Here is a 23,931-nt window from a genome sequence, read left to right on the forward strand (position 1 = left end):
TGAGTGTAGGGACTATGAAAAAGCGCAGCTTTTTCATAGTCCCCTGGAACGAATTGTTATGCCGTCGATTAAAACGGGAGAGATAATGAGTCTTCTAGTTTGTTTGTTGTAATCAATAGTTCAGCAGCCAATTTCTTGATTTGTTCAATCAGACCTAAAACTTCATTTTCGGCAAAAACGATTGGGGTGCCGTCCTTATCGTGCCCGGCTCTATGTACGCAGTGGTGACGTTTTGCAACTGCCTTAAATAGCCATGAAATATCGCCAAAATCATGGCCCAAAACATCTTTGTACATTGGCTTTATTTTCTTTAGGTCGTGAAATATTAGGTCGTGAAGATACTTTGCGACCGTGTCTTTGATTTGCTCTCTTTCTTTGAAAAGCTGAGAAAGAGTGAACTTCATGTCCGAGAACTTTGGATCTGTCTCGACCAATTTTCTTATCAGCTCTTCGTGACCAACAGTTGTTTTGATGAAGATTGATGACAAAAAACCTTCCGCTGCTGCCACAACATGCCCGTAAATCATTACATTCAGGCTAAACCTATTTCTTTCGTTCACGGCAACTTTTAATAATTCGGATGCGCTGTCAAGGTGGTCATTGAGGACTCTGTAATGTTCTGGTGATTCGTTTTTCCAGTAAAGCACCTCGTCATCGTCATCGTCTTTGCTGTAATACGGGCCGCTGTTCTGAGAGTTTATATCCCCGTTATTTACGTATACATCCGCGCCGCCAAACGAATTCATTATGGTTACGTCGTAATCGGCTCCGCAGCTTTCGCAAATTACCGACTCGTAGCTTTCGGTGTAACTATCACTATTTCTTTCAGCCATGAAATTTGGCTCAGGGCAAGGTAAAGTTTCAGAATTTCTCTGGCCGCACTTGCAATTAAATGAGATGTCAATGTTCATTGTTGGCGAGACTCAAATGTCCAAGGTGAAATATACACCATTGCAGGTGTATATTTGGTTTGTCTGGGTGTATAACATGGTATGTTATATGCATTTATATTTGTTTTACAAGCTATAGCATTTGCTAATACCTAAAAGTACACAGCCAGATGTACTGCCGCGGCACGCTTGCTCGATTTGTTGGGCGAGATGCTGCGAATCAGGCATTTCAGCCTGCGTACCGAGTCGCAATACGTTAATCGGGCTCGGCGCTTTTTGCTATTTCACTATCATCGACACCCTCGCAAGATGTTGGGCTGGCTAATATGTGCTATTCGTCACCTGTTTTGTGTATGGATTGAGTGGTGGTAAGTAGATGCCCCTAGTTAGCATTCGCCTTCATCAATACTGTGAACCTGGCGTTTAATCAGATCGGCCAATACGTCGACGGCGTCTTTAATTTTTTCATCCCATGGGTTGCCGGCATTTAGCCGAACGGCATTGTGGTATAACTCCCGTGCACTAAATACGGCGCCGGGTACCACATTGATACCGTGCATCTTGGCGTCTTCGTACAGCTGCATCCCGTTACATCCTTCCGGCAGTTGCACCCATAAGGCGAGCCCGCCCTGTGGGTGAGTGACCGTACAGCCGGGTGGGAACTGGGCTTCCACATAACACCTTAATGCATCTACTTGTCGAGCCAGGTCGATGCGCAGTCTTTTCAGATGCCGACGATATTCGCCACTATGTACAAAATCGGCCAGTGCCAGTTGCAGTGGCGAGTTCACAGCCAGGCTTTGGCTTAAATGCAGGCGACTAAACGCCGGTGCATAGCGTCCGGGGCCGCACCAGCCTACACGGTAGCCGGGGGCCAGCGTCTTGGAAAACGATCCGCACCATAGTACATCGCCAGTCTGATCCCAACTTTTAATCGGCAGTGGCCGCTGCGGGTGATAGCCACACTCGCCAAATACATCATCTTCCACGATCGGGCATTGGTAGCGGCTGGCCAGCGTCGCAAGCTGCTGCTTTTGTGCAGAGGTTAAACAATACCCCAATGGGTTCTGAAAATTGGCAGTGACCAGACACGCCTGCACCTGACCGCTGGCCATGCTTTGTGCTAACGCATCCATGTCCAAGCCACTGGCAGCAGAGGGAATTTCCACTACGTTGCGCCCAAGGCTGGCCAACAATTGAAGCTGCCCGCTGAAACAGGGGGAGGGGATGGCGATATTGTCCCCCGGCTGGGTGGTGGCAGAGATTGCCAGACTCAAGGCAGACATACATCCGTTGGTAATGTGGAGTTCGTGTGCAGGCAGATGAATGCCATCCTCACCAAAATGATGACTGAGGGCCGCGCAAAGTTCCGGTTCGCCACTGGGTGGGCAGTAGGTACTGGCAACCAAGGGGCGATTTCTTAAGGTTCGTTGCAGACTTCTTTGTAAGGCGGCTAATGGCAACAGCTCTGGGGCGATCATGACCGTGCCCAAGCCAATCCGGTGTGGGTCATTCGCTGCCGACTGGATCTCATACAGCAGCGCTTCATTATCTACGCTACCCACTACTGGGCGGAATGCCGGTAGTGATAGTTCTCCTAGCTGCTTTGGCCGTGGGCGAACGAAGAAACCAGCCTGAGGTCGCGATATTAAATAACCTTCGGCTTCAAGTTGTTCATAGGTCTTTAATGCGGTGGTGATGCTGATTTTATACTGTTGACTCAACGCCCGAATGGAAGGCATGCGCTGCCCCGCCTGCAAACGGTTGGCATTGATGTCGCTGATCAGTTTATCGGCCAGATGTCGGTATTTAAAAGTCACTGTGCTTTATTTTCTTAAAAATTTTGTATCTGTACTCTTTTTTCAGTCCAAGGATAATCCAAAGCATCATTCCATGACAAGAGAGGTACCCCATGAACCAATTCAATGCCGATTTCTCATCTCTGCCTCAGTTGGCAGAGAGCGTCAGCCGCTGGGCTATCGATTTTCAGCAAACGCTTTCAGAGCGCCCGGTGGGCTGCCTGAATGCCCCTAATCTGTTGGAGGGGGGATTGCCCGAGGTGGGATTGGGTGCCAAACAGGCATTCGCAGAATTTGAACATCGGGTAGCACCGTTTTTAAATGCGTCTGCCGGGCCGCGTTATCTGGGGTTTGTGACTGGTGGCACGACGCCCGCCGCCATGCTGGGAGATTGGCTTGTTTCTGCGTGTGACCAGAATGTGGCGTCCCCGGGGGATTCGATCAGTAGCGCTGTCGAACTTCAGGCATTGGCCTGGTTACGCCAACTACTTGAACTGCCCGAAGAATTTAGTGGCATTTTAACGAGTGGGGCGACGGCCTCGAATGTACTCGGTGTGATCTGCGGCCGACAATTTGCCGGTAAACAACAGGGGCAGGATATCGCTCGGGATGGTTTGGCCGGTGCCAGTATCGAGGTGTTTTCCGCTACTCCGCATGCCAGCGCACAAAAGGCGCTCAGCTTTGCCGGTCTGGGGAGAAACCAGTTCACCCAGATTGCCCGACTCGACAACTCCGAAGCCATGGATGTGAATGCATTGGCCCTTGCGCTCCGGGAGAGTTCGGCAGCAGGTAAAATCGTATTAGCCAGTGCGGGTACAGTGACGGGGACGGATTTTGATGATTTGGAAGCCATTGCGGCCCTTTGTCGTGCTCATCAGGCGTGGCTGCATGTAGATGGTGCCTTTGGATTGTTTGCCCGTTTGTCAGCCACGCGCCATGCCTGGACAAAGGGCATCGAACTCGCAGACTCCATCACCAGCGATAGCCATAAATGGCTGAATGTGCCTTACGATAGCGGGATTTTCTTCACGCGCCACCCCGAGATTTTGCAACAAAGCTGCTCGGTGGCCGCCCCCTATCTGGATGTTGAGTCCTCACTCCCTTCCTTTATGGATCGTGGCATCGAAAACTCGCGAAGGTTTCGTGCGTTGCCACTTTGGTTTAGTCTTCAAGCCTATGGCAGGGAAGGGTTTGCCGCACTGATCGAGAGCAATTGCGCCCAAGCCAGCATGCTGGCTGACTGGATTGAGCAGTCTCCCGGCTACGAACTGTTACACCCTTGTCGCCTCAATGTCGTGGTATTCAGGCCAACGTCAGATACGGTGTCGGTCAAAGAGAGGCTAAAACAGATCAATCAAAGCGGAAAGGTATTGCTGACGCCGGGCATGTGGGACGGAAAAAGTGCAATCCGCGCTGCGTTCAGTAATTGGCGGACTACAACAGCGGATGTGGAAATTGTCTGCGACATTCTCGCAAATTGTGCGATGTAAATCTCTCTATTGAATTTAAAGCTAGTCCTGCAACCAAAATGAATCGACGGCTGTAAAGGCGTAGAGGTAGCAAGCCGTTGACGTGTGGTTTCGTTCCAGCTTAGAAATGCAGCAAGCCTAATATTTACGCCTGATTAGGGAACTACTTTGTCTGGAGCGACCGAGTAGTTCCCGCTTCCCAAGCCGAGACTATGCGTTTGCCAATGGGGGCAAAGTCTGGGCGTTCTGATCCGTAGCGGATTAGATCGGGAAGGGTATCGCTTACTGCGTCGGCGACTTTTTCCATTAGCTGTTTTGCCGTGCGGGGGGCGATGCCACAGGCTTGCTGTGCGAATTTGCTTAAAACTTTGGCGGATGGGTAGGATTTTCTGCCATCCAGTGTCAGTGCTATGACATCCCTCGGTAGGTAGGGGCTGGTGCTCACCACGTCGTATATCGGTGCGAGATATGTGCTGGAAAACGGGTCGGCGTACAGTATCCCAAAGTTTTTCAGGTGCGCATCGCCATTTTGCACGGCGCAATTCACCAATAACGCGGTAAAGAATTGCGCTAATGCCTGTGATCGATGTGTGGGGCTAACAAACTGTCGTATCCCTTTGGCCACCCGTTCATAGCTAAGGCTGTATTTATCTTGTGTAGGCAAACCGGTGAGCACACAGAAGTCTTCAAATCCCAAATAAGCCCCTTCAGGCGATAGATCGAATCGGGTCACTACTAGCAATTTGCCATTATCTGACAACGCCACTTCCGGGATGGGCAAGCCCGCTTTTTTTGCCACTTGCAGACAGAAGTATTCATTGGCGGCGAGTTCGGGAAACTCGTTGGCATCCCATGATTTGACAATATGGGTGGCACTTTTCATTGTCAGGCTTTTGCGTCCATCACCAGAGAAGTAGGCGTCGTCTCTGATCAGTACTTTGGGCTGTACGCCAGAAATGCCGGATTGCTCGGCAAAACGATTCAGTAAGTCCTGAAACAGATCTTCTGCCCCGTCATAAGTCAGAATCTCTGCAATACTTTGTGTTTGAAAAGCCGGGTGATCTAGATGGCTGCCATAACGCAGGCGCCCAATTTGCGAGGGACCGGTGATTTCGAGCAGCGAGAGTTCATCATAGTCTGGGGTTAGCTTGCGGACTCGTCTTTCGATGGATTCTTTCAAACGACCTTCCGGCAAGTTCATCTGAAAAATAGGATGTAAGCCATTGGGGTAGGGGTAGCTTTTACTGCCCACCGGCATGGTGAGCGATACTGCTGCTGATGGGGGCGCGTCGGGTTGATAAGTAAAAGTAAACTGCTTGTCATCTAATACCGACCTAGCCACCACCCCCGCTTCCAGGTTATCTGCCCAGACTTTTAGCATTTATCGGCCTCGTTTTTGTTTTTCTTGCCGATTTTCATTGATCAGCTGTTGCAAGGTGGGGCGGAAGGTATCTTCTTCTAATATAAGCCGCAGTCCAAGATGCTCTGCCAAGCGCATGAGTTTACGAATCCCAATATCTGGCACTTGGCCGGTTTCGATTTTGCTCAGCGTAGGTCTGGCAAGGCCAACGGCATCGGCCACCGTTTGCTGTGAAAAGCCGAGTGATTTGCGTTGCAAACGCAGGGTTTGCCCAAATTCAGTTAGGTCCATTTTGTAACCTATAAATAACAAAATTTTTATATTGGCTAATTATGTTAGATATAGATTACAAAATCAAGGTATTGATGAGCTTCGTATTACCAGATGAATTCAAGGCGATGCTGTGAAGCAGCATTCCCATTTATGATTACAGTTATTTTTTGAGGTAAGGGACTTTTAGGGTTTAGTTAATACATGTCATGGAGTGGGAGGGTTCGAGCTTCCAACCCCTTGCACCCCATGCAAGTGCACCTGCAGGTGGGCAGGGTGTGTATGGCGGAGATTACACCCGCTTAAACAATGGGTTTCGGATCTGCTGCGCATCGGTGGTCGAGAAGAACTTCTCGGTATAGATATCGCGTTCGAACAGTCGGCCTTGCATAAGGGTTGTGATGCAGGATTCGATCACAATAGGCGGACTAGAACAGCGGACGTGGAAATTGTCTGCGATATTCTCGCAAACTGTGCGATGTGATCATCATCTACTTGGTTTGCTAAATGTAGCTTCCCTGATTTTCTAGCGTTTTAAGTGATGCACTATGTGATGGCAGTTTCCTTGCGCTGGCATGCATACAACCTAAGTAACTGCCATCTCTACAGGGGAGGTCGTTTATTTGATGCGACCTCTGGCGGAGAAAGTTATTTGCGGTTTATAAATCTTTATGTGCTGGTAGCTCATGCCTAGAAAACTCATTAAATGGGCAAGATAGCGACTGGTGCGGTGCATTTTGCGTTGAAGTGCGGTCGATAGCAAACATCTAAAACCAGAAAAATTACACAAGTTTTGGTGTTACCCTCGGATAGATGATGCCGTTCTCGACTTTAACTAGTGCGGGCCATTTGAGAGTGGGTAAATAGTAAACATCAGCCAAATACTCTCCTGAAACGGGTTTCCATCCGATGGGGATAAAAGCTATCTGCCAGTGCTGAGTGCCATTAGTTGGTGTAATAAGAAAGTATTTAGTTGTTTCTGATTCATCATCAACTGCAATCTTAATAATTAACTGTTGAATATTGGCGTTGTCCAATGCTTTCACTGCTGCTTTGATATGCGGATTACCGTGATAGGCGGAAAAAGCAATGAGTGAAGTACAAAGTCCACCAATCAGGTATTGGGGATGCTGTTCTATGGCAAATACAAACAATAATATGATCGATATGATGGACAGTATCCTCGCTATCCATGCCAGAACATTGCGGCGAACGACTTTTTGTAGCGCGTGGATTTGCTGATCTGTTGTCATCGATATTCAGTGGGATAAGGAATGATCAGTGTAGTCTACTAAATGACATTTGGGTGATGTCTTTTTTTAAGTTTTCTCTTAATTTGGATAAGTTTCATCTTTGGCAAGATGTGTAGCAACAACAACTGCGGTTAAATGTATGTATTTACACTGCTAAATGAATAAAGCCCTATGTAGATATAAACTGCCTAGGGCTTTCTACACCAATTACGTTTAATGACTACCTACACGCGCTTAAACAACGGGCTGCGGATCTGCTGGGCATCGGCGGCCGAGAAGAATTTCTCGGTGTAGATATCGCGTTCGAACAGTCGCCCTTGCATCAGGGTGGTGATGCAGGATTCGATCATGATCGGTGGGCCGCACAGATAGGCTTTCTGGCCACGGAAGTCATTGTCGAAGTGGGCTTTGGCAGCCTCGTGTACGTAACCACGGTAGCCTGTCCAGTCGCTATCTTCAGGTTCTCCTGATAGCGCGGGGAGGTAGGTAAAGTTGGCGTGCTTTTCAGCTAGCGCCAAGAATTCCTGATGGTAGTACAGCTCGGTCTGGTTACGTGCACCATAGACGAGGGTGATGGGTAACTCCGAGCCATCGTCTAGTAAATCCAGAATCATGGAGCGGGGGCTAGATAGCCCGGAGCCACCGGCCATAAAGAGTGAAGCGACATTGGCAGATTTATGCACAAAGAAGCGGCCATAAGGGCCTGAGAAACTGATGCTATCGCCTACTTTTAGCGATTCGTGAATCCAGGTGGTGCCGACACCGCCGGGGACGATGCGGATATTCAGTTCGATTTCGTCTGCGGTCGAGGGCGGGTTGGCGAGCGAGAAAGCACGTACGCCGATTTCTTCTGGCAGGTTCAAGTTGATGTATTGTCCCGCCTGAAAATCCATTGCTTTGCCGTTGTTTAGCTTGATCCAGATTCCTTTAATCGTCGGAGTCAGGTCTTCGATGCGGCTGACCACGCCATGATAGTCTTCAACGGGGATGTCACGCGCGTCGACATCGGTTTCGATTTCGACATCAATCACGGTGTCGGCTTCTAACCGCGCACAGCAGGCCAGAGTTTTGCCTTCTTCCCGTTCGTAATCCATTAGCGCGAAGCTGGACGCGTTGGCGTGGTCTACTTCGCCATCCAATACGCTAATTTTGCAGGTGGCACAGTAGCCTTGGCCACAGGCGTGCGGCAGGTAGATACCAGCACGTAAGCTGGCATCCAGAATGGTTTGGCCTTCTTCTACCTCAATGGTGCGGCCAAGTGATTCGATGGTGAGTTCGTAACTCATGGTTTTCTCCTCTGGGCAAGCAGGTGTAAAAGCGAATCGCCCGTAATAGGCAGGCCACCAGCGCGGAGCGGGTGGCCTTGAGTTGCTATCTCTAATTAATAGCCCGTCCCCGCGATGCCATCCAGGCCGGGGGTGGTAAAGCGGATCAGGTCTTTATGACCGATACCGTTTTCTGCTAAAGATTTATTCATGTCTGGCGTAAAGACATCGTTACTGTTCTGCCACACCACTTTGCTCCAATCGATTTGGGCAAAGTCGGGGTGATAGCGGTAGCAATCGGTAATGTATTTGTCTTTGATGACAGAAAACGGGGTGTCTGGTGTCAGCGCGAGCACAAATGGGCGGGAAAACATACGGTGTTTTTCCCAGTTCACATACACCAGTTGCTTGCCTTTAAAGTTTTCCAGGCGGTCGCTGGAGGGAAATTCGTAATCCGCTAATGCATTGATCGACATGCGGTGTCTCCTTAGTTCTTGGTCGCTTGGTCACGCCAAGCAGCAAAGTTCTGTTTGTCTTCCGAATCGGCAAAATCGCCAGTCGCTCGCTTATCCAGTTTCCAGTAATCCGCGATATGCTCGCCCGGATTAAAGTCTGGCGCAGTCGCATCGACGCCTTCGGGTACGCAATTACCTTGCAAGCCTTGGTGGGACGATACATAGGTTTGCACGTATTTTTCTGGCTCGTTCTCGAAGATTTCTTTGCAATGATCCGAGCAGAAGTGGAATTTCTCGCCTTTGTATTTGGTCTCGCGGAAGCAAGTCGACATCGGGTCGTTCGGCTCGTTGAACTTGATGGTGCTCACGCACACTTGGCAGTTCATCGGCTGGGTTTTGTTGTTAAACCGGTTGCCCGCCTTAGCTTCTTTATCCAGATGCTCTAGCACCGGACGATAGTATTTATCGAAGGTGTTAGGGTATTTCTCGGACAGCCAATCCATCTCTTCAGGTTCTGGAATCCAGGTGTGGAATGGTGTGGAGTCGGGCTTCATGTAGAAACCAATCCACGATTGATGGGTAACGTGTTCTTTTTCGTCGATGGTTTGCTGGAAGCATTTTGGCGGGCGAATGCCGTAACGTGCCAAATCGTTAAACAAGGCACCGCCGTTTTGTTCGACGTAGATTTCCCACGCTTCTTTAAAGCTCATGATGCGTTTAGGCAGCATGTAATCCATCATCATGCCGACAGACGCCAGCTTACGCGTACCACGCCAGGTCCACTTGTCGATCCAGCGTTGCACGATTGGCAAGTTGTCTGGGTCTTGTTCCAGCATGAACTTGATACATTCCAGACCCAAAGTCATGTGGCGTGCTTCATCAGATTGAGACGAGAAGCCAACCGTCATCGCCGCCATGTCGCCGTTGTAAGCCGCGCCAGAGATATACGGCACAAACAGGATGTTGGTTAGTACGTATTCGAAAGCAAAGCCAATCGCCACCATAAATTCGAACGGGCCAGCGGTAATGGCATCGTCAAAGAACGATTTACCATCCGACAAATACCACATGCGTGATTGCTGATGGGCGAATTCATCCAAGCCGTTGTAGAACTTGTTGTAGTTCGAGAGCGAGTGGATCTGGGTCTGGAAGTGGCGGTATTCGTCGACTGCCTGCATCTGGCAAGCCACACGCGGGCCAGCGCCGACCATCTGACGCCCGACCATGCTAAAGCCGCGAGCAGCCATTAGTTCGAGTGGCGGGGTAGAGCCCAGGAACAGTTTTAGCACGTTCATGTAGCGAGCGTCAGTTACCGACAAATGGCCGTTATTCTGGTTAAAGGCATCCAGAATCGCATACAGTTTGCGTTCTTTTTCGCCTTGGTATTTCCAGTAAGCATCCATCGTCAGGCGGAATGGATCTTCCCATTTATCCCAATCGTGAATCTTGATGCCTTCATAGGTGACTTGCGGGAAAACTTTGTCCATTGGCTGGTAAGTGGTGTCCCAAGCCAGATCACGTGTCATCAGGGCGTAGCGTTCTTTTAGCCCCAGTTTTTTGCTAGCTTTCATATCCATAGTATTTACTCCTTGCCCGCTGGCTTAGTTGGCCCAGCTAAGGGTGAATTCGTCGTCGGTTTCGTCCAGATGGCCTGAAATGGTGATCAGATGCAGTTGCAGTTCTTGCAGGTCAAAATCACGGCCCATTTTTTCTTCGACAGTTTCGCGTTTAATCACTAGCTTGTTAGGCACATCCACTTTCACCATGGCGGGTTGTTCGTTGACGATGGCACCGGGGTTGTCATCCACAATCGCCTCGACAATGCAGCGTGTTTCTTCGTTTTTCTGAAAAGCGATAAAGGCATAAGAAACCATGACTGCTCCTTGATTAGAGAGGAATACCGGCTTTGGTCGCGCGGGCTTTGAGTTGAATAACGGCGTCGTCCATTTCGCTACCGGCTTGCTCGCCAAAGGCGATTTCGACAATCGGTGCCAAGGCATTCACAACACGCGCCAGATAGTGATTAGCCCATTCGCCCAGTAATGCTTTGTTTTCAGCGCTCTCAGCAGCAGTGGTTTTCATGATCGAATCAATCCACTTGGTGTTTTCTGTAAACCATTCGCGCTGGAAGCGGGTGAGCATCGAGAATACCGGGCTGTATTTGTCGTTTAGGCGATCATTAAAGCGATCGTAAATCAGTGGGTAGAGCAGGCCTTCCATCACGTAGTTCTGGGCAACCAGTACCTTGAACCAGTCTTTTTCTACCATCAGGTCTTCTACTAATTGGCGCAGACCTTGCCACTCTGGTGCGTGTAGCCACGCATCTTTAGCACTTGCGAGTGCATCCAGATCGCCAAATGCCATGCCCAGGCGGGTAACGTATTGGGCAATCCCCAACTGATCCATACTGGCGTAACAGGTCGCCTGAGAGATCGCAATCCCGTAGCTGTAAGCAGAGATATAACCGTTGTTCAGGTTGCCTGCCCAAGCCAAATGGCGTAGCGGTAAGAAAACACGTAACGCTTCGTTTTTGCCGACTTCCGGGTAAGTGCCCGCCAAACCAAGGTCTTCTACCAGCTCAAAATCCCCTTCGGCGGTTTCTTGCATCCGGCCACGTGCGAGTGTCCAGGTGCCGTAGTAGTACTGGCGTGGGTCTTTCAGTGCGTACCAGTCTTTCATCACAATCGCGGTACGCGCTTTATCGAAAATATCGAATTCAGGCTCCCAAGTTGGGCGATAGTGGAAGTTCTCTACCGGTTGCAGATCAAAGGTGGCTTCTTGGTAGCGAGAAGCGGGTTTGTCTGCACCAAAACGACGGGCCAAATGGCCGAAGGTTTGGCGCAATGGGGTAATGCTGACGGTACGCAAATCAATTTGCATGGCGTGCTCCTAAAAGGAAGTCTGACCAACAGCAAGTTTCTGTTGGTGGGTATGGCAAGTACGTTTGAATTCGGGCTTGAATTCGTGTTTACGTGGGGTCGCGAAAGCGTTGGTTAGTCGCGTCACTCAGACGCCAATTCCAATCGCTGTTGCTTGCCGAATCAGTAGAGGGGGCAGGATTGTTTGTCAGGAAGATGACCTGATTTTTTTCGCAGAACTCGGCAAACGCCGGTTTAGGCATGACAAGTTCCACCATCATCTCGGGTTCACCGACAGAGAATTCGAAAAGTACCAGTCCGTTAGACTGCTCTTCCATTATCCGAACGTATTTTTTGTTCAGATCAAATGTGGATGGATGATCCATTAGAAACCGCTCCTCTTGTTCGGCAGTCTTTGCTGCTCGTTGTGTAGGGCGTATTTCAACAAATCAAACGAGGAATGAGAATGGACGAAAGGAATGATCAATTGTACTTTTCATAGGTAGGGAAAATCCCCTTGGAAAAATACCAATTTTGGATAGTCACAAAAATAGTAGAAACAAGCTAAGGCTTGCAGGTGTTGTGACTTGTAAGCTAAAAAACAACTTATTGATAGCTAACAGAAATTAATTTCCCCATGTTTTTCTTTGGTTTTTCTTTATTTAGCTGCTCTAATCCTTTGTTAAACGCTTTGATTAACTCTTGTGAACGCGGGGCATGAATGGGAAACCCGACTACACTATCCAAATTATTTAACTGAATCTCTGTTTTATAAAGACGTAACTTGCTCGCACTAAGATCGGTTTGCAATAACCAATCGACGCGCTCTTTGGTGGCAACGGCGTAGTCGGTTCTGCCCATTAGTACTTTTCGGAAAATACTAATGTCGTCATTCGAGTAATCTAATTGCAGGACACCTTTTGAGATTTCATTTGGGTATCCGTAGCTACTCACTAAGCCAACCGTATGGCCTTTTAATTGGCTGATAAATTTCGGCGGATATGCGTCATCCGATCTACCATAAATACTAAAGATAGAATGATGAACACTGTGTGAGGGTAGAAAATCTTTGGCACGCTCAGGCGTCATCCATAAGTCGTAAATGCCATCAAATTTCCCCGCTTTTGCCATGGCATAACCACGAGCAAAGGGTAGGAAGGTTACTTTTACCTCATAGCCAGCTAATCGAAAAGCTTCTTTCACTTTTTGATCTAGTAATCCTCCATTTGGCATTTTTTCGCTAGTGGTCGGCGGATATTCAGAGGCTACTAGATGAACCAATTTGTAAGTTTCATCTTTAGCGTAAACAGTAGAACTGGCCAATATAGATAGACCAAGAAATAGGGACGGCAATGCGAGACTCTTCATTTTAGAGCGATTATTTTTTCTATTAATATGATTTAATCATAGGTGATGCATAATGAATTGTCATGTAGTTTGTATACAAAATTTGACGACTAAATATTCGTAAAATGAATCAATCTACTATTTTGTTTTGCTAGCTAAATGTGCACAATTTCATTTGAAACAATTTTTACGCTAACTATATGTATTCTTACCCCTTATCTAAAGAAGCAAAGCTGTGTTTGTTGACCATTGCGCTAATGGTCTCGTTAGAGTTCATGCAAAATGCCATGGTCTCTTTCTCTGCGTTATCCATCACCCACGGTTTTCATGGTACTGCTGAATCTTTTAGTTTGGCGGCGTCACTTTATGCGGGCACAGCTATTTTTATGATTGCCATCCACCACTGGATTGCAGATAGACTTGGCTACCGGCGCATGTTGCACTGTTCTTTGGCGCTCTTTGCGATAGGGGCTGTTATTTGTGCAACGGCGAATACACCACTTCATTACATTATTGGGCGTGTAGTACAGGCGCTAGGGGGCGCAACCTTCTTTACCGGTGCACGTGTATTGGTGAACTATTTTAAAGGCCCTTCTAGATTAGATGCGGTAAGAGCTTTAATTACGGGCTTGATTGCATTTAGTGGAGTAGGGGTCATCATCGCGACCTTGCTACTTACTTTTGCTAGTTGGCGTTGGATATTTCTAGTTCCGCTCATTGTGATTGTGCCGGTTTGGTTGCTCGTGAATAAAGTGTTAAGCCACGATCAAGGCACAAGGCTACCAAGCACATTGCATCCTTGGAGTGCCATTTTATTAGTGACGGGTGTGCTAGCAATTCAGATTCTATTAGAGCGGATTGCTTATGATCAGTTAGACACACGTGCCGCGTGGGTCATTCCTGCTGTGGTTGGTATTGGTGGCTTGATTTGGTTTATTCGTCACGAATACCAACGAAAACACGCGCTATTACCCTTTTCTACCTTTTCTAATAGCCCCAATAACCGTTACCTAGCGGGGATGACGATTTATGGTATTTGCTATTTAGTATTATCTAGTGGTTACTATATATTGCCTGTTTTTCTAGGCAAAGGGCTTGGCTATTCGGTAGCGATTACCGGTAGCATATTGGCGGTGACGTCATTTTTTGGTTACGGGATGGCACACTTACATATGTACTGGGTAGGTAAACATCCTGGACATAAAAAGTATTTATTTTCGGCTTTTTTAGTCTTGAGTATTTACAGTGGCTTAATGTGGTTATTAGCCAAAGACATGGCTGGCGTGTGGGTATTACCCATTGCGCTTATTTCTATTGCTTCCTTTGCTTCATTAGGGCAGGGAACGGCTGCACTGAATTCATTTATCGGTATTGATGAGCAAGTATTTTCTCAAGCTTACCAAAGCAAAAATATGATGCGTGAAGTACTTATTTCTACCGGTATTTCTCTCTCTAGTTTGTTACTGCATCATGCGGGGGCTTTTTCTCAACATGCCAATGTGAGTGAGTTGGTGAGAAATGCAAGTGCGCATTTCTTTACCATTTTGCTGTTGCTAGGCGTGGTAGGGATGCTAGTTTCTTTATGGCAAAAGCGAATTGTTTAAATTTGTGTATTATCCCGTATCAATTTTGTCAATAGTATCGAGTATAATTCCCAACTTTCTTTAGATTGATTTGGGTACTGCAGCATGAAAAAGCCATTGGTGGGAATCTTTTGTGACCGTAAGTTTATCGGTGAACATGCTTTTCATGTGGTAGGTGAGAAATACATCTCTGCGGTGGTTGGTGGTGGAGATGTGTATGCTGTACTCGTCCCTGTATTAGAACCTCAACAATCTTTAGCGCAAACCTTAGAACAATTTGATGGCATCGTGTTTACGGGTAGCCGTTCTAATCTAGAGCCTCGACACTATGGCGGACCAGCAAGTGAGCCGGGTACGCTGCACGATCCACACCGTGACGCGAATAATATGAGTGTGATGAAAGCAGCTGTCGCAGCGGGCATCCCTGTATTGGGTATTTGTCGTGGTTTCCAAGAAATGAACGTCGTTTTTGGTGGTACATTGCACCAAAAAGTACACGAAGTACCGGGCAATATGGATCACAGAGAAAAAGGCGAGGGGGCAGAGGCTCATTACGCGCCATCACATGAGATCGATATCCTGCCGGATAGCCACTTGCGTCAATGGTACGGAAACACCAAAGCAATGGTAAATTCTGTGCATAGCCAAGGGATCAATCAATTAGGAGATGGGGTAACAGCGGAAGCGGTTGCGCCAGATGGCTTGGTCGAAGCGATTCACGTAAAAGATGCAAAGACATTTGCATTTGCGATTCAATGGCATCCTGAATGGCAATATCAGGATAATCCACTTTCTCTTTCTATCTTTAATGCATTTGGTAAGGCTTGCCACGCCTATCAAGCAAGTCGCTAACCAATTAGCGTTCTGCTATGCGGAAGGCTGTGCAGGTGTATAGACCAAACGGCCTTCGCATATTGTATCCATTCTGTCACTGTTGGCATGGGCTAATGATGCGTAATGTCTACATTCAAAATAACATCCAATTTCAAGAGTAGACATGAAGCATGATCCCCATCACACCATTCTGAAAGGAATGGGACTTTCTGTTTTTTCATCCGTTGTGTTTATGCTGATTGCAGGCTGTACGCTGCGACTAAAGCCATTAGACGGTATGGAAATCTTTGCCTGGCGGATTATCTGGACGCTACCTTGCGTGCTGCTATTTATTCGCTTGTCTGGTCGTTGGGACGCGCTCGTTCAATTCATCAAGCAACTGATTCAGCAACCCAAATTGTTTGGGATTGTATTGGTCGATGCGTTGTTGCTTGGGTATCAGTTGTGGATTTTTGTCTGGTCACCGCAGGCGGGGAAATTAGTCGATGTTTCCATGGGCTACTTTTTGCTCCCGCTCATTATGGTACTGGTGGGAAAGGTTCTCTACAAAGAACATGTTGGCCCGGGCGAACTGTTTGCGGTGGGTTTAGCCTCGCTAGGTTGTTTGCATGAATTATGGCTAACCCATGCTTTTTCTTGGGTTACCTTAACAGTGCAGGCTTATATTCCCTATTTTATTATCCGCAAGAAATTTAAGGTAGATGGGATAGAGGCATTTGCCGTTGAGCTTTCACTGATGCTCCCTGTGATGATTATTTATATGCTGATGAATCAGCATATGTGGGAAACGTTCCAGCATTATCACCACTTATGGTTGTGGCTACCTATCTTTGGTGCCTTAAGTAGTATTGCCTTAGTTTCCTATTTAGTTGCGGTAAGATTATTGCCGCTAGGCTTGGTTGGTATGCTTGGCTATGTAGAGCCAGCTTTACTCTTTATGTTTGCGGTGTTTTACCTGCAAGAACCATTTACGAGTGATTCACTCGGCACATACATACCAATATGGAGTGCGATTGTCATCATGTTAGTAACCAATGGTTACCGCTATAGAAATAGCTTTAAGAGTCTCATTTCTAAGTAGATTTGTAAGCCATAACTTCTGATGACTGTCTAACACTAAATCCCCATGAAATGTTTTTTCATGGGGATTTTTCATTTGGGGAGTGGCTAACTTTAGGCTTTCTTTGCCAAGAAATGCAGATCAACTTTTTGAAAAAACTCTGCTTCAGCCCATTTTTCTGACAACGCTGTTGCCAGTAATTGCTGACCTGTTTGGGGAGCTAAACCACCAACCGGTGGAGACTTGTCTAAGTTATTAGGGAAAGAGTAGCCATCTGCCGACATGGCAATTGCAATGGCTAATTGGCTTTCTGATAAGGCATTGTTACTGACCTTCTCCAGTAAAGTTGGGTAAACCGCTTTCATCATCGCTTGATGATCAATGGTTTCCATGGGTTTTCCAAAAGCAGAAGAGACTTGTAATAGGTTCGCCATTCGATGAAGGTGCTGGGTGGTATTGTTGCCTGCCGCATGGAAAAGCGCTGGGCTAAAGAAAATAAGATCCCCTTTACTGAGTGGCAATTGCACATGATGCTGTTGGAAATACGCTTTAAAACGTTCATCTCTCCAAGCTAAATAGCCCAGCGCATATTGCTGAGAATAGGGGAGTAACAAGGTTGGCCCGCTTTCAATAGGCATGTCTGTGTGGGCGACCGCACCTTGCAGGGTTAACAGTTGTGACATGACTTGAAGCTGCACCGGAAACTTGGCAATGTCTTCTACCACCTGAAAACCAAGGTGATAATCACGATGCGGTTGTTGTGCTTCACCACCTGGCCGCACCACATTGACTTGCGCCGTCATCTGATACCACGGTCCTAGCCATGCTTCACAAACTAAATCAATCATGGGGTTAGCGTAATAATCGATAAAGGCGGATGGGTCTAAAACGGCTGCTTTTTGAAATGAATTCCAAATCCTGCCATTGGCACCTGCTTTCGCAAAATGGTCTGCGGCTACACCATGCTTACTTTCTTCTTCTAAGATCTTTTCAAATACAGCACTCTCTTTATCCACTTCAGCTAGCTGATCAAACCCCGCTTGAATCACTATCACCCCAGGGCCATTTGAAAGTGCGTAGTTAAGCTCACTGAGAATGGCACGCCTTTGCGTTGTTAGTTGTGCACGTAATTGATGCCCATCATAGATCAGTACATTTTTCTGAGTGGCTTTGGCAAATGGGTAGTTTGCCAGCTGCGTTTTTTGTGCGCAGATCGTCTGAAACGCATCGAAATCCAGATTGGCGCTGTCCGCAAACTGAGTAACGGTGTTCATGTGTGTTGTCTCCTCAATTCAATCATTGATTTATTGTTTGAGGTCATCCTATCAATATTTGAGGTTGTTAATTAATCAAAAAAGAATCAAAATGACATCAAATAAGAATCATTAGAGGATGAAATGGAGACATTGCCAAAGTTTTCGGTCAAGCGTATTTCTGCACAAGCAGGGGTAAGTAAAGCGACGGTCGATCGGGTGTTGCATGGGCGAGGGAATGTGCATTTCGAGACAGAGCGCAGAGTCCATCAGGCCATTGAAGAATTAGAAGCGCAAAGTCGGGTGAGTTTGGCCTCTGGCCGCACGTTTTACATTGATGTCATCATGCAAGCACCTAAGCGATTTTCTACGGCGGTAGAAAAAGCGATGGTCGAGCAAGTGGCTAGTCTTGCCCCTTTTCGTATTAGCCCACGCTTCTTCTTTCAAGAAGATATTTCTTCAGCGCAATTAGCCAAACAACTGCATAAATCTCTCTCGAATGGGGCCGCAGGTGTGATTGCCAAAGTCCCTGATGACGCGATGATGACAGGGTGTATCAATGAAATTGCGCTTGCAAATATCCCGGTTGTGACGCTAGTTACCGATGTACCAAAAAGCCAGCGTATTGCTTATGTCGGCATGGATAACCGTTCTGCCGGCGAAACAGCGGCGTACTTAATGAATAGTTGGCTTCCAACGAAACAAGCAGCAAAAGTTGGGGTGATTTTAAGTAGCCAACGTTTTAGAGGGGAAGAGGAGCGCGAAATGGGGTTTCGTCATTGGTTAAGAGCCAGAGCACCCCAGCTGACGGTGATTGATATTAGCGGTGGGCTAGGGGTAGATGATAAAACCGCTTCGCTCGTTGCCAATGCTCTTCTTCTACATCCAGAACTCGTCGCTATTTATAGCGCGGGTGGTGGCAATCAAGGAGTGTTAGCCGGGTTTGAAACTGCAAAGCGTCAATTAGCGGTATTTATTGGCCATGATATGGATGAGGCCAATCGTCAGCTGCTGCAACAAGAAAAGATTCACGCCATCATTGATCATGACTTACAAGCCGATGCGCGAGCGGCTTTTCAGCATATTTTGCAATTTCATAAAGTCATCCCGAAAACGAACATTCCGTTTTCCCGTGCGCAAGTGATTACGCCGTTTAATCTGTATTAATGCAAGGTAGACAGTTTACTTAGCCAGTGGCAAATTCAGTTTGTTTGCTTTTATCGCATCTAAGATAAATTGCTTTGCCTCTTCCGATGGGGCGGGTTTCCCTAACAGGTAACCTTGCAAAATATCGCAGTCATTTTCAACCAAGAAAGTTTGTTGCTCTACGGTTTCTACACCTTCAGCAACTACTTTTAAACCTAGGCTGTGGGCTAAATTAATAGCGGCAATACAGATGACTTCATCGTTTTGATCTTGCCCGATGTCATTCACAAAGGATTTATCAAGCTTCAGCGTGTGAACAGGCATCACTTTCAAATAAGAGAGAGATGAATAACCTGTACCAAAGTCATCAATCGCCAGTTGTACACCCATAATGCGTAAAGCGTTGAGCTGCCCAATGCACGCATTTGGGTCTCGCATCGCCACGGATTCGGTAATTTCTAATTCCAAATCATTCACCGATAATTCGTAACGCTGCATTACCGCATTCACTTCAGACAATAAGGTGGTAGAGCGAAGCTGATAGGCCGATAAGTTAATCGCAATCGGGATTGCGTAGTTGAAAGTTTTTTTCCATTCATACACTTGTTTACAGGCTTCTTCTAATACCCATAATCCTATTTGGCTGATCATGCCATTTTCTTCGGCAATTGGAATAAAGCTGAGTGGTGGCACCATGCCAAGCGTTGGGTGGCGCCAGCGGATGAGCGCCTCGAAGCCAATTAGTGTTAAGTCTTTGGCCGAATATTTAGGTTGGAAGTAGAGTTGGTATTGCCCTAAATCTTGCGCACTACGCATCTCTTTTTCTAAATGAAGCCGCTCTAAGGCCGCACGGTTCATTTCGCCGGAATAAAACTGGAAGTTATTCCGTCCGGAGCTTTTGGCATGGTACATTGCCGCATCCGCATTTCGCATGAGTTCGCTGGCTTCAATGCCATCGTCTGGGTACATCGTAATACCAATACTAGGAGACGAGTTCATCTCTGTGGTGCCATGGTAATAGGCATTCTGACCTAGGCTGACTTGCAGTTTGGTTGCAACGGTCGTGACATCGGCAACAGACTCCACTCCATTTAACACGATGATAAATTCATCTCCCCCCCAGCGGCAGACCAAATCACTTTCTCTTACATTTCGACGAATACGGTTGGCTACTTCTTTAAGTAATGCGTCGCCGGTTTCATGGCCAAAGGTATCGTTAATAATTTTAAAGCGATCCATATCGATAAACATAACCGCCATTTTGGTCTTTTGGCGTTTAGCAATTGAAATAGTTTGCTCTAGCCCATCCATTAGACTAAATCGGTTAAGAAGGCCGGTGAGGCTATCATGTTTGGCTAAACGGTTAATGTGCTCTTCGGCTTCTTTGCGCTCAGAAATATCGGTAAAGCTGGCAATATAAAAATCAATGTCGTTGTACGCATTTTTAACCACAGAAATGCTTAAGTATTTAGGGTAGACGCGCCCATTTTTATCGACATCCCATAATTCGCCTTGCCAAAAGCCATTGTCTTTTAGCTCTTGCCACATGCCAATGTAGACTTCTGGATGCGTCTTTCCCGCCGATAAAAACTTGGGGTCTTTCCCTTTGATCTCATCAATGGAGTAACCGGTTAGCTTAGTAAAAGCTTGGTTAATTTCGATCACACAATTGTTTTTATCGGTAATCATGATTGCTTCACCACTCGACTCAAATACCTGAGCGGCTAATCGAAGTTGTGCTTCAGCACGTTTGCGTTCTAATAAATTGGAGACACGTACTTTCAGAACGGTGGTCGAAATGGGTTTGGTTAGATAATCATCCGCTCCTAGTTCTAGCCCGGTTAGTTGGGTTAGTTCGGTGGTGTCTGCACTCACAAAAATCACAGCAATCCCTCGTGTTTCTTGAGATTGTTGCAAGATCCGCATGACATCGATCCCGCTCATGCCTGGCATCATGACATCTAACAAGATTAGATCAGGTTTCTCTTGGGCGATCGACTTAAGCGCCGCATCCCCACTTGTTGCTGTTTTCAAACGGTAATGATCTTTTAAAGTAGAAACCAGCACATGCAAATTGGTCGGGACATCGTCTACCAATAAGATTAGTTCTTTATTTGTTGTTAGGTTTTTCATGGAGTTAAACCTTTTCTCCAAGTTGCTGACAGATGGTTTCTAGGGTAGCTAATGCCTGTTCATGGTTAAATGCATCAATACAGTTTAGTAGCTCGTAGATTTCTACATTGTTTGGCAATGCTTTATGAATACTTAACAATACATTGTGAATTTCATCTGGAATGACCTCACCTTGCTCTAAATAATTCCTCAGCGCAGGGATTACCTCCTGCAAGGCAACGAAGGCATTATTATTATCTTCGCCAAACCCCGCCGGCGTCTCTTCCTCAATCGCTTTCACCATATTCAATTGAATCAAAATATCATTTAGCGTGCCGAGCAGTGCCGCCCTTTGTGCAAAGGTGGGTATCTGATTTTGTTTTAGCAGTTGTTCGATTGGTAAACAAACTTTTCTATGGGTTGTAAAGCCTAAATTATCCAACACGCCTCTTAGGGTGTGTAAGGCCATCGCTGCTTCGTGGAGTTTTTGATCGTTGAGTAAGTCCTCAATTTGCGATGAGAAATTGCTGTATTGTTCGACCGTGTTATGGACCAACTTTTGGGATAGCGCCATATCATTGCCAAGTTTGTCTGCTAAAACGTTAATCGCCCAGATGGATTCTGTATGGGGCGTCTCGTTGTCTGATAATTCAGATTGGCCAATGAGTACCCGACTAAAGCATTTTCTTATTTCTGCAATTTCAATCGGTTTTGCAATAAAGTCGACCATGCCTGCCTCTAGGCATAAACGTTTATCTTCATCAAATACCGCGGCAGACATAGCAACAATTGGGGGGCAGGCTGCACCTAGTTCAGTGCGGATCTTTTTCGTTGCAAGAAAACCATCCATTACTGGCATATGTAAATCCATCAGGATGATGTCAAATTTTGTTTCAGACGCTTTTTTGGCTGCAATCCATCCATTTTCCGCAACGCTAACTTTAACCCCTAGTTTGTGAAGGAAAGATACTGCAATTTCTTGATTTATCTCTTGATCTTCGGCGAGCAACACGCGGTATCCCGTAAAGGATTGACTATCGGTAGATTGAGAGTTACTTGCTTCATAAACAATCGCTAAAGGTTGTTCTTGTTCTACTGCATTACTTAAATAAGGTTTGGCTTTGATGGTGAAGGTAAAGGTAGCACCTTCACTTGGCATGGCGGTAACGGCAATATCCCCACCCATAAGTTGTACGAGTTGCTGGCAAATGGCCAAGCCAAGACCGGTACCGCCATATTTTCTGGTGACAGAGGTATCTGCTTGTACAAATGGTTTAAATAGTTGGTCAGCTTGCGCTTTAGATAAGCCTATTCCAGTATCTTTTACAGCAAAGCGAATGATTAAATCATTTGCGTCTTTCCTTTGTACACTAGCTTGAATCCAGATGCCGCCTCTCTCTGTAAATTTAATTGCATTACCGATTAAATTATTAATCACTTGAGAAATACGTAAACTATCGCCAAGTACAATGCTCGGCATTTTTGGGTCTACCTGAACTTCTAAATTGAGCGATTTTTTTTCAAGCTCGGTAGTGAATAGATCGACAGATTGCTGAATAATATTGCGAATGCTAATTGGGGCTTGTTCAATTTCTAAACGGCCCGCTTCAATTTTTGAATAGTCTAGAATGTCATTCAGGATGCGGAGTAGGGCGCGCGACGAGGTGGCCGCTTTCTGTAGGTAATTTTCTTGTTTGGGCGTAAGGTCGCTATCTAGTACGAGTTGTGTCATTCCGATAATGGCATTCATCGGGGTACGGATTTCATGGCTCATGTTCGCCAAAAACTCTGATTTAGCCTGGTTGGCTCTCTCGGCTTCTAGTTTTGCTTGCTTAAGCTCTTCTTCCGCCTCTTTTGCTTTAGTAATATCGCGTGCAATTTTAGAGGCACCAATTACTTTGCCTAGCTCGTTTTTAATCGGTGAGATGGTGACCGAAATGGTGAGAGGGGTGCCATCTTTACGAAGGCGAATAGTTTCAAAGTGTTCAATCCGGTCACCATTTCGAATTTTGGTCATGATTTCTTTTTCCTCGCATTTCCTATCTTCAGGAAAAAGAATCAAAATCGAATGGCCAATCATTTCACTGGCAGAGTATCCAAAGATACGTTCTGCACCTGGGTTCCAACTTGTAACAATGCCATCTAACGTTTTCGCGATAATTGCATCATCAGACGCATTGACAATGGCCGCTGTTTGTCGTGCGCCCATATTATTTCTGATCTGGAGCGTTAACATCAGCACAATATAAATGGCACCAATCGAGAAAATAATCGTGATATTTTCGATGGTACTGGTGAGTTCTACCGCTTTCTGTGAAGAAGCTTTCCCCAGTTGAGCGTTGTAAACAATATGTTGCTCAATGACATCTTGTGTATGAATCGCAAATGGGGTGGACTCGTACATTAACAGCGCAGCTTCATTGCTATAGCCTTCTTTAGATAAAGTCACTACGTTATCTAAGGTTTGAAGGGTTTTTAGCAGTAGTTGATGGACTTCTTCATGTCTTCTTTTATCTTCTGCATCACTAATTAATGGGTCATATTCTTTAAGAGAGTCAAGTAAGTCCTTTTTTGCGGTGACAATGGTTTTCTCGATTCTAGGCGATTCTTCAGGGTCTGTATTCACTAGGTATCGGTAAACACGAATCCGCAATTTCATAAACTGCAAAATGGTGTTGTTTAAGACTTGTAGGCTGGGAACGGTATTTTTATTGGCGACATTGGTTAACTGATATACCTTATCCATATAGACAAGGTTAACAATCGCAACTGAAGCGAGGGTGATCGTCACCGTTACTAGCAAAATCACTAGTCGTTTAGATACATCTAGTGTGTTTCCTAGTGTCACTAACGTCTTTATTCGAATAAAGAAATCGCCAAATTTCATTGAAACTGCTGCCTAAGGAAGATGGTCTCATTTCATCTTAGGCAGCAATTTGAAATTCGGATAGGAAACAACAACAGGAGGATGGTGATA

The 23,931-nt window shown here is 46.3% G+C and carries 20 protein-coding genes; 5 read left to right on the forward strand and 15 right to left on the reverse strand.

Annotated features, from left to right (window positions below):
• Window positions 1-68: 68 nt before the first annotated feature.
• Together LIN78_RS15265 and LIN78_RS15270 are read right to left on the reverse strand one after the other, a co-directional pair.
• Entirely contained in the window at window positions 69-833 is a 765-nt protein-coding gene (locus LIN78_RS15265; RefSeq protein ID WP_227181724.1) for a hypothetical protein, read from the reverse strand.
• 443 nt (window positions 834-1,276) lie between these two features.
• Window positions 1,277-2,710, reverse strand: coding sequence for an aminotransferase-like domain-containing protein (locus tag LIN78_RS15270; protein WP_227181725.1), 1,434 nt, complete (start codon window positions 2,708-2,710; stop codon window positions 1,277-1,279).
• Window positions 2,711-2,802: 92 nt separating this feature from the next.
• Between LIN78_RS15270 and LIN78_RS15275 the strand changes: the two genes are divergently transcribed.
• Window positions 2,803-4,179, forward strand: coding sequence for a pyridoxal phosphate-dependent decarboxylase family protein (locus LIN78_RS15275; protein ID WP_227181726.1), 1,377 nt, complete (start codon window positions 2,803-2,805; stop codon window positions 4,177-4,179).
• Between the two features lie 142 nt (window positions 4,180-4,321).
• On the opposite strand, the gene LIN78_RS15280 is transcribed toward LIN78_RS15275, so the two are convergent.
• The 10 genes from LIN78_RS15280 to LIN78_RS15325 all read right to left on the reverse strand — a co-directional run bounded on the left by LIN78_RS15280 (window position 4,322) and on the right by LIN78_RS15325 (window position 12,972).
• The gene (locus LIN78_RS15280; RefSeq protein ID WP_227181727.1) at window positions 4,322-5,539 is read right to left on the reverse strand and encodes a type II toxin-antitoxin system HipA family toxin; all 1,218 of its coding nucleotides are present in this window, start codon (window positions 5,537-5,539) and stop codon (window positions 4,322-4,324) included.
• Window positions 5,540-5,809 carry a helix-turn-helix domain-containing protein gene (locus LIN78_RS15285; RefSeq protein WP_227181728.1) on the reverse strand — a complete coding sequence of 90 codons (270 nt, stop codon included), beginning with the start codon at window positions 5,807-5,809 and terminating at the stop codon, window positions 5,540-5,542. It abuts the gene before it with no gap.
• Between the two features lie 761 nt (window positions 5,810-6,570).
• Window positions 6,571-7,041: a hypothetical protein gene (locus tag LIN78_RS15290; RefSeq protein ID WP_227181729.1), complete on the reverse strand. Its 471-nt coding sequence runs from the start codon at window positions 7,039-7,041 to the stop codon at window positions 6,571-6,573.
• A 224-nt stretch (window positions 7,042-7,265) separates the two neighbouring features.
• Window positions 7,266-8,327, reverse strand: coding sequence for an NADH:ubiquinone reductase (Na(+)-transporting) subunit F (locus LIN78_RS15295; protein ID WP_227181730.1), 1,062 nt, complete (start codon window positions 8,325-8,327; stop codon window positions 7,266-7,268).
• Between the two features lie 95 nt (window positions 8,328-8,422).
• A complete protein-coding gene (locus LIN78_RS15300; RefSeq protein WP_227181731.1) occupies window positions 8,423-8,782 on the reverse strand; it encodes a phenol hydroxylase subunit P4 in 360 nt (119 codons plus the stop codon).
• Between the two features lie 11 nt (window positions 8,783-8,793).
• Entirely contained in the window at window positions 8,794-10,338 is a 1,545-nt protein-coding gene (locus tag LIN78_RS15305; protein WP_227181732.1) for a YHS domain-containing protein, read from the reverse strand.
• A 24-nt stretch (window positions 10,339-10,362) separates the two neighbouring features.
• Complete coding sequence (locus LIN78_RS15310) at window positions 10,363-10,635, reverse strand: MmoB/DmpM family protein (protein WP_227181733.1); 273 nt, start codon at window positions 10,633-10,635, stop codon at window positions 10,363-10,365.
• A 13-nt stretch (window positions 10,636-10,648) separates the two neighbouring features.
• Window positions 10,649-11,641 carry a ferritin family protein gene (locus tag LIN78_RS15315; protein ID WP_227181734.1) on the reverse strand — a complete coding sequence of 331 codons (993 nt, stop codon included), beginning with the start codon at window positions 11,639-11,641 and terminating at the stop codon, window positions 10,649-10,651.
• Between the two features lie 88 nt (window positions 11,642-11,729).
• Complete coding sequence (locus LIN78_RS15320; RefSeq protein WP_227181735.1) at window positions 11,730-12,005, reverse strand: phenol hydroxylase subunit; 276 nt, start codon at window positions 12,003-12,005, stop codon at window positions 11,730-11,732.
• Window positions 12,006-12,225: 220 nt separating this feature from the next.
• Window positions 12,226-12,972, reverse strand: a complete 747-nt coding sequence (locus tag LIN78_RS15325) for a substrate-binding periplasmic protein (RefSeq protein WP_227181736.1) — start codon at window positions 12,970-12,972, stop codon at window positions 12,226-12,228.
• A gap of 194 nt (window positions 12,973-13,166) precedes the next feature.
• On the opposite strand from LIN78_RS15325, the gene LIN78_RS15330 reads away from it, so the two are divergent.
• The 3 genes from LIN78_RS15330 (at window position 13,167) to rarD (ending at window position 16,464) form a co-directional block, all read left to right on the forward strand.
• Window positions 13,167-14,570: an MFS transporter gene (locus LIN78_RS15330; RefSeq protein ID WP_227181737.1), complete on the forward strand. Its 1,404-nt coding sequence runs from the start codon at window positions 13,167-13,169 to the stop codon at window positions 14,568-14,570.
• Window positions 14,571-14,654: 84 nt separating this feature from the next.
• Entirely contained in the window at window positions 14,655-15,401 is a 747-nt protein-coding gene (locus LIN78_RS15335; protein ID WP_227181738.1) for a gamma-glutamyl-gamma-aminobutyrate hydrolase family protein, read from the forward strand.
• Window positions 15,402-15,546: 145 nt separating this feature from the next.
• Window positions 15,547-16,464 carry an EamA family transporter RarD gene (gene rarD, locus LIN78_RS15340; protein WP_227181739.1) on the forward strand — a complete coding sequence of 306 codons (918 nt, stop codon included), beginning with the start codon at window positions 15,547-15,549 and terminating at the stop codon, window positions 16,462-16,464.
• A 92-nt stretch (window positions 16,465-16,556) separates the two neighbouring features.
• Here the strand turns inward: rarD and LIN78_RS15345 are convergent, their stop codons facing one another.
• On the reverse strand, window positions 16,557-17,717 hold the full coding sequence (locus tag LIN78_RS15345; protein ID WP_227181740.1) for a phytanoyl-CoA dioxygenase family protein: 1,161 nt from the start codon (window positions 17,715-17,717) through the stop codon (window positions 16,557-16,559).
• A 123-nt stretch (window positions 17,718-17,840) separates the two neighbouring features.
• Between LIN78_RS15345 and LIN78_RS15350 the strand changes: the two genes are divergently transcribed.
• Complete coding sequence (locus LIN78_RS15350) at window positions 17,841-18,863, forward strand: LacI family DNA-binding transcriptional regulator (protein WP_227181741.1); 1,023 nt, start codon at window positions 17,841-17,843, stop codon at window positions 18,861-18,863.
• A gap of 15 nt (window positions 18,864-18,878) precedes the next feature.
• Here the strand turns inward: LIN78_RS15350 and LIN78_RS15355 are convergent, their stop codons facing one another.
• Both LIN78_RS15355 and LIN78_RS15360 read right to left on the reverse strand, forming a co-directional pair.
• Complete coding sequence (locus LIN78_RS15355; protein WP_227181742.1) at window positions 18,879-20,975, reverse strand: GGDEF/EAL domain-containing response regulator; 2,097 nt, start codon at window positions 20,973-20,975, stop codon at window positions 18,879-18,881.
• 4 nt (window positions 20,976-20,979) lie between these two features.
• Entirely contained in the window at window positions 20,980-23,841 is a 2,862-nt protein-coding gene (locus LIN78_RS15360; RefSeq protein ID WP_227181743.1) for an ATP-binding protein, read from the reverse strand.
• Between the last annotated feature and the right edge of the window lie 90 nt (window positions 23,842-23,931).

The sequence above is a fragment of the Leeia speluncae genome (assembly GCF_020564625.1).
Taxonomy (GTDB): domain Bacteria; phylum Pseudomonadota; class Gammaproteobacteria; order Burkholderiales; family Leeiaceae; genus Leeia; species Leeia speluncae.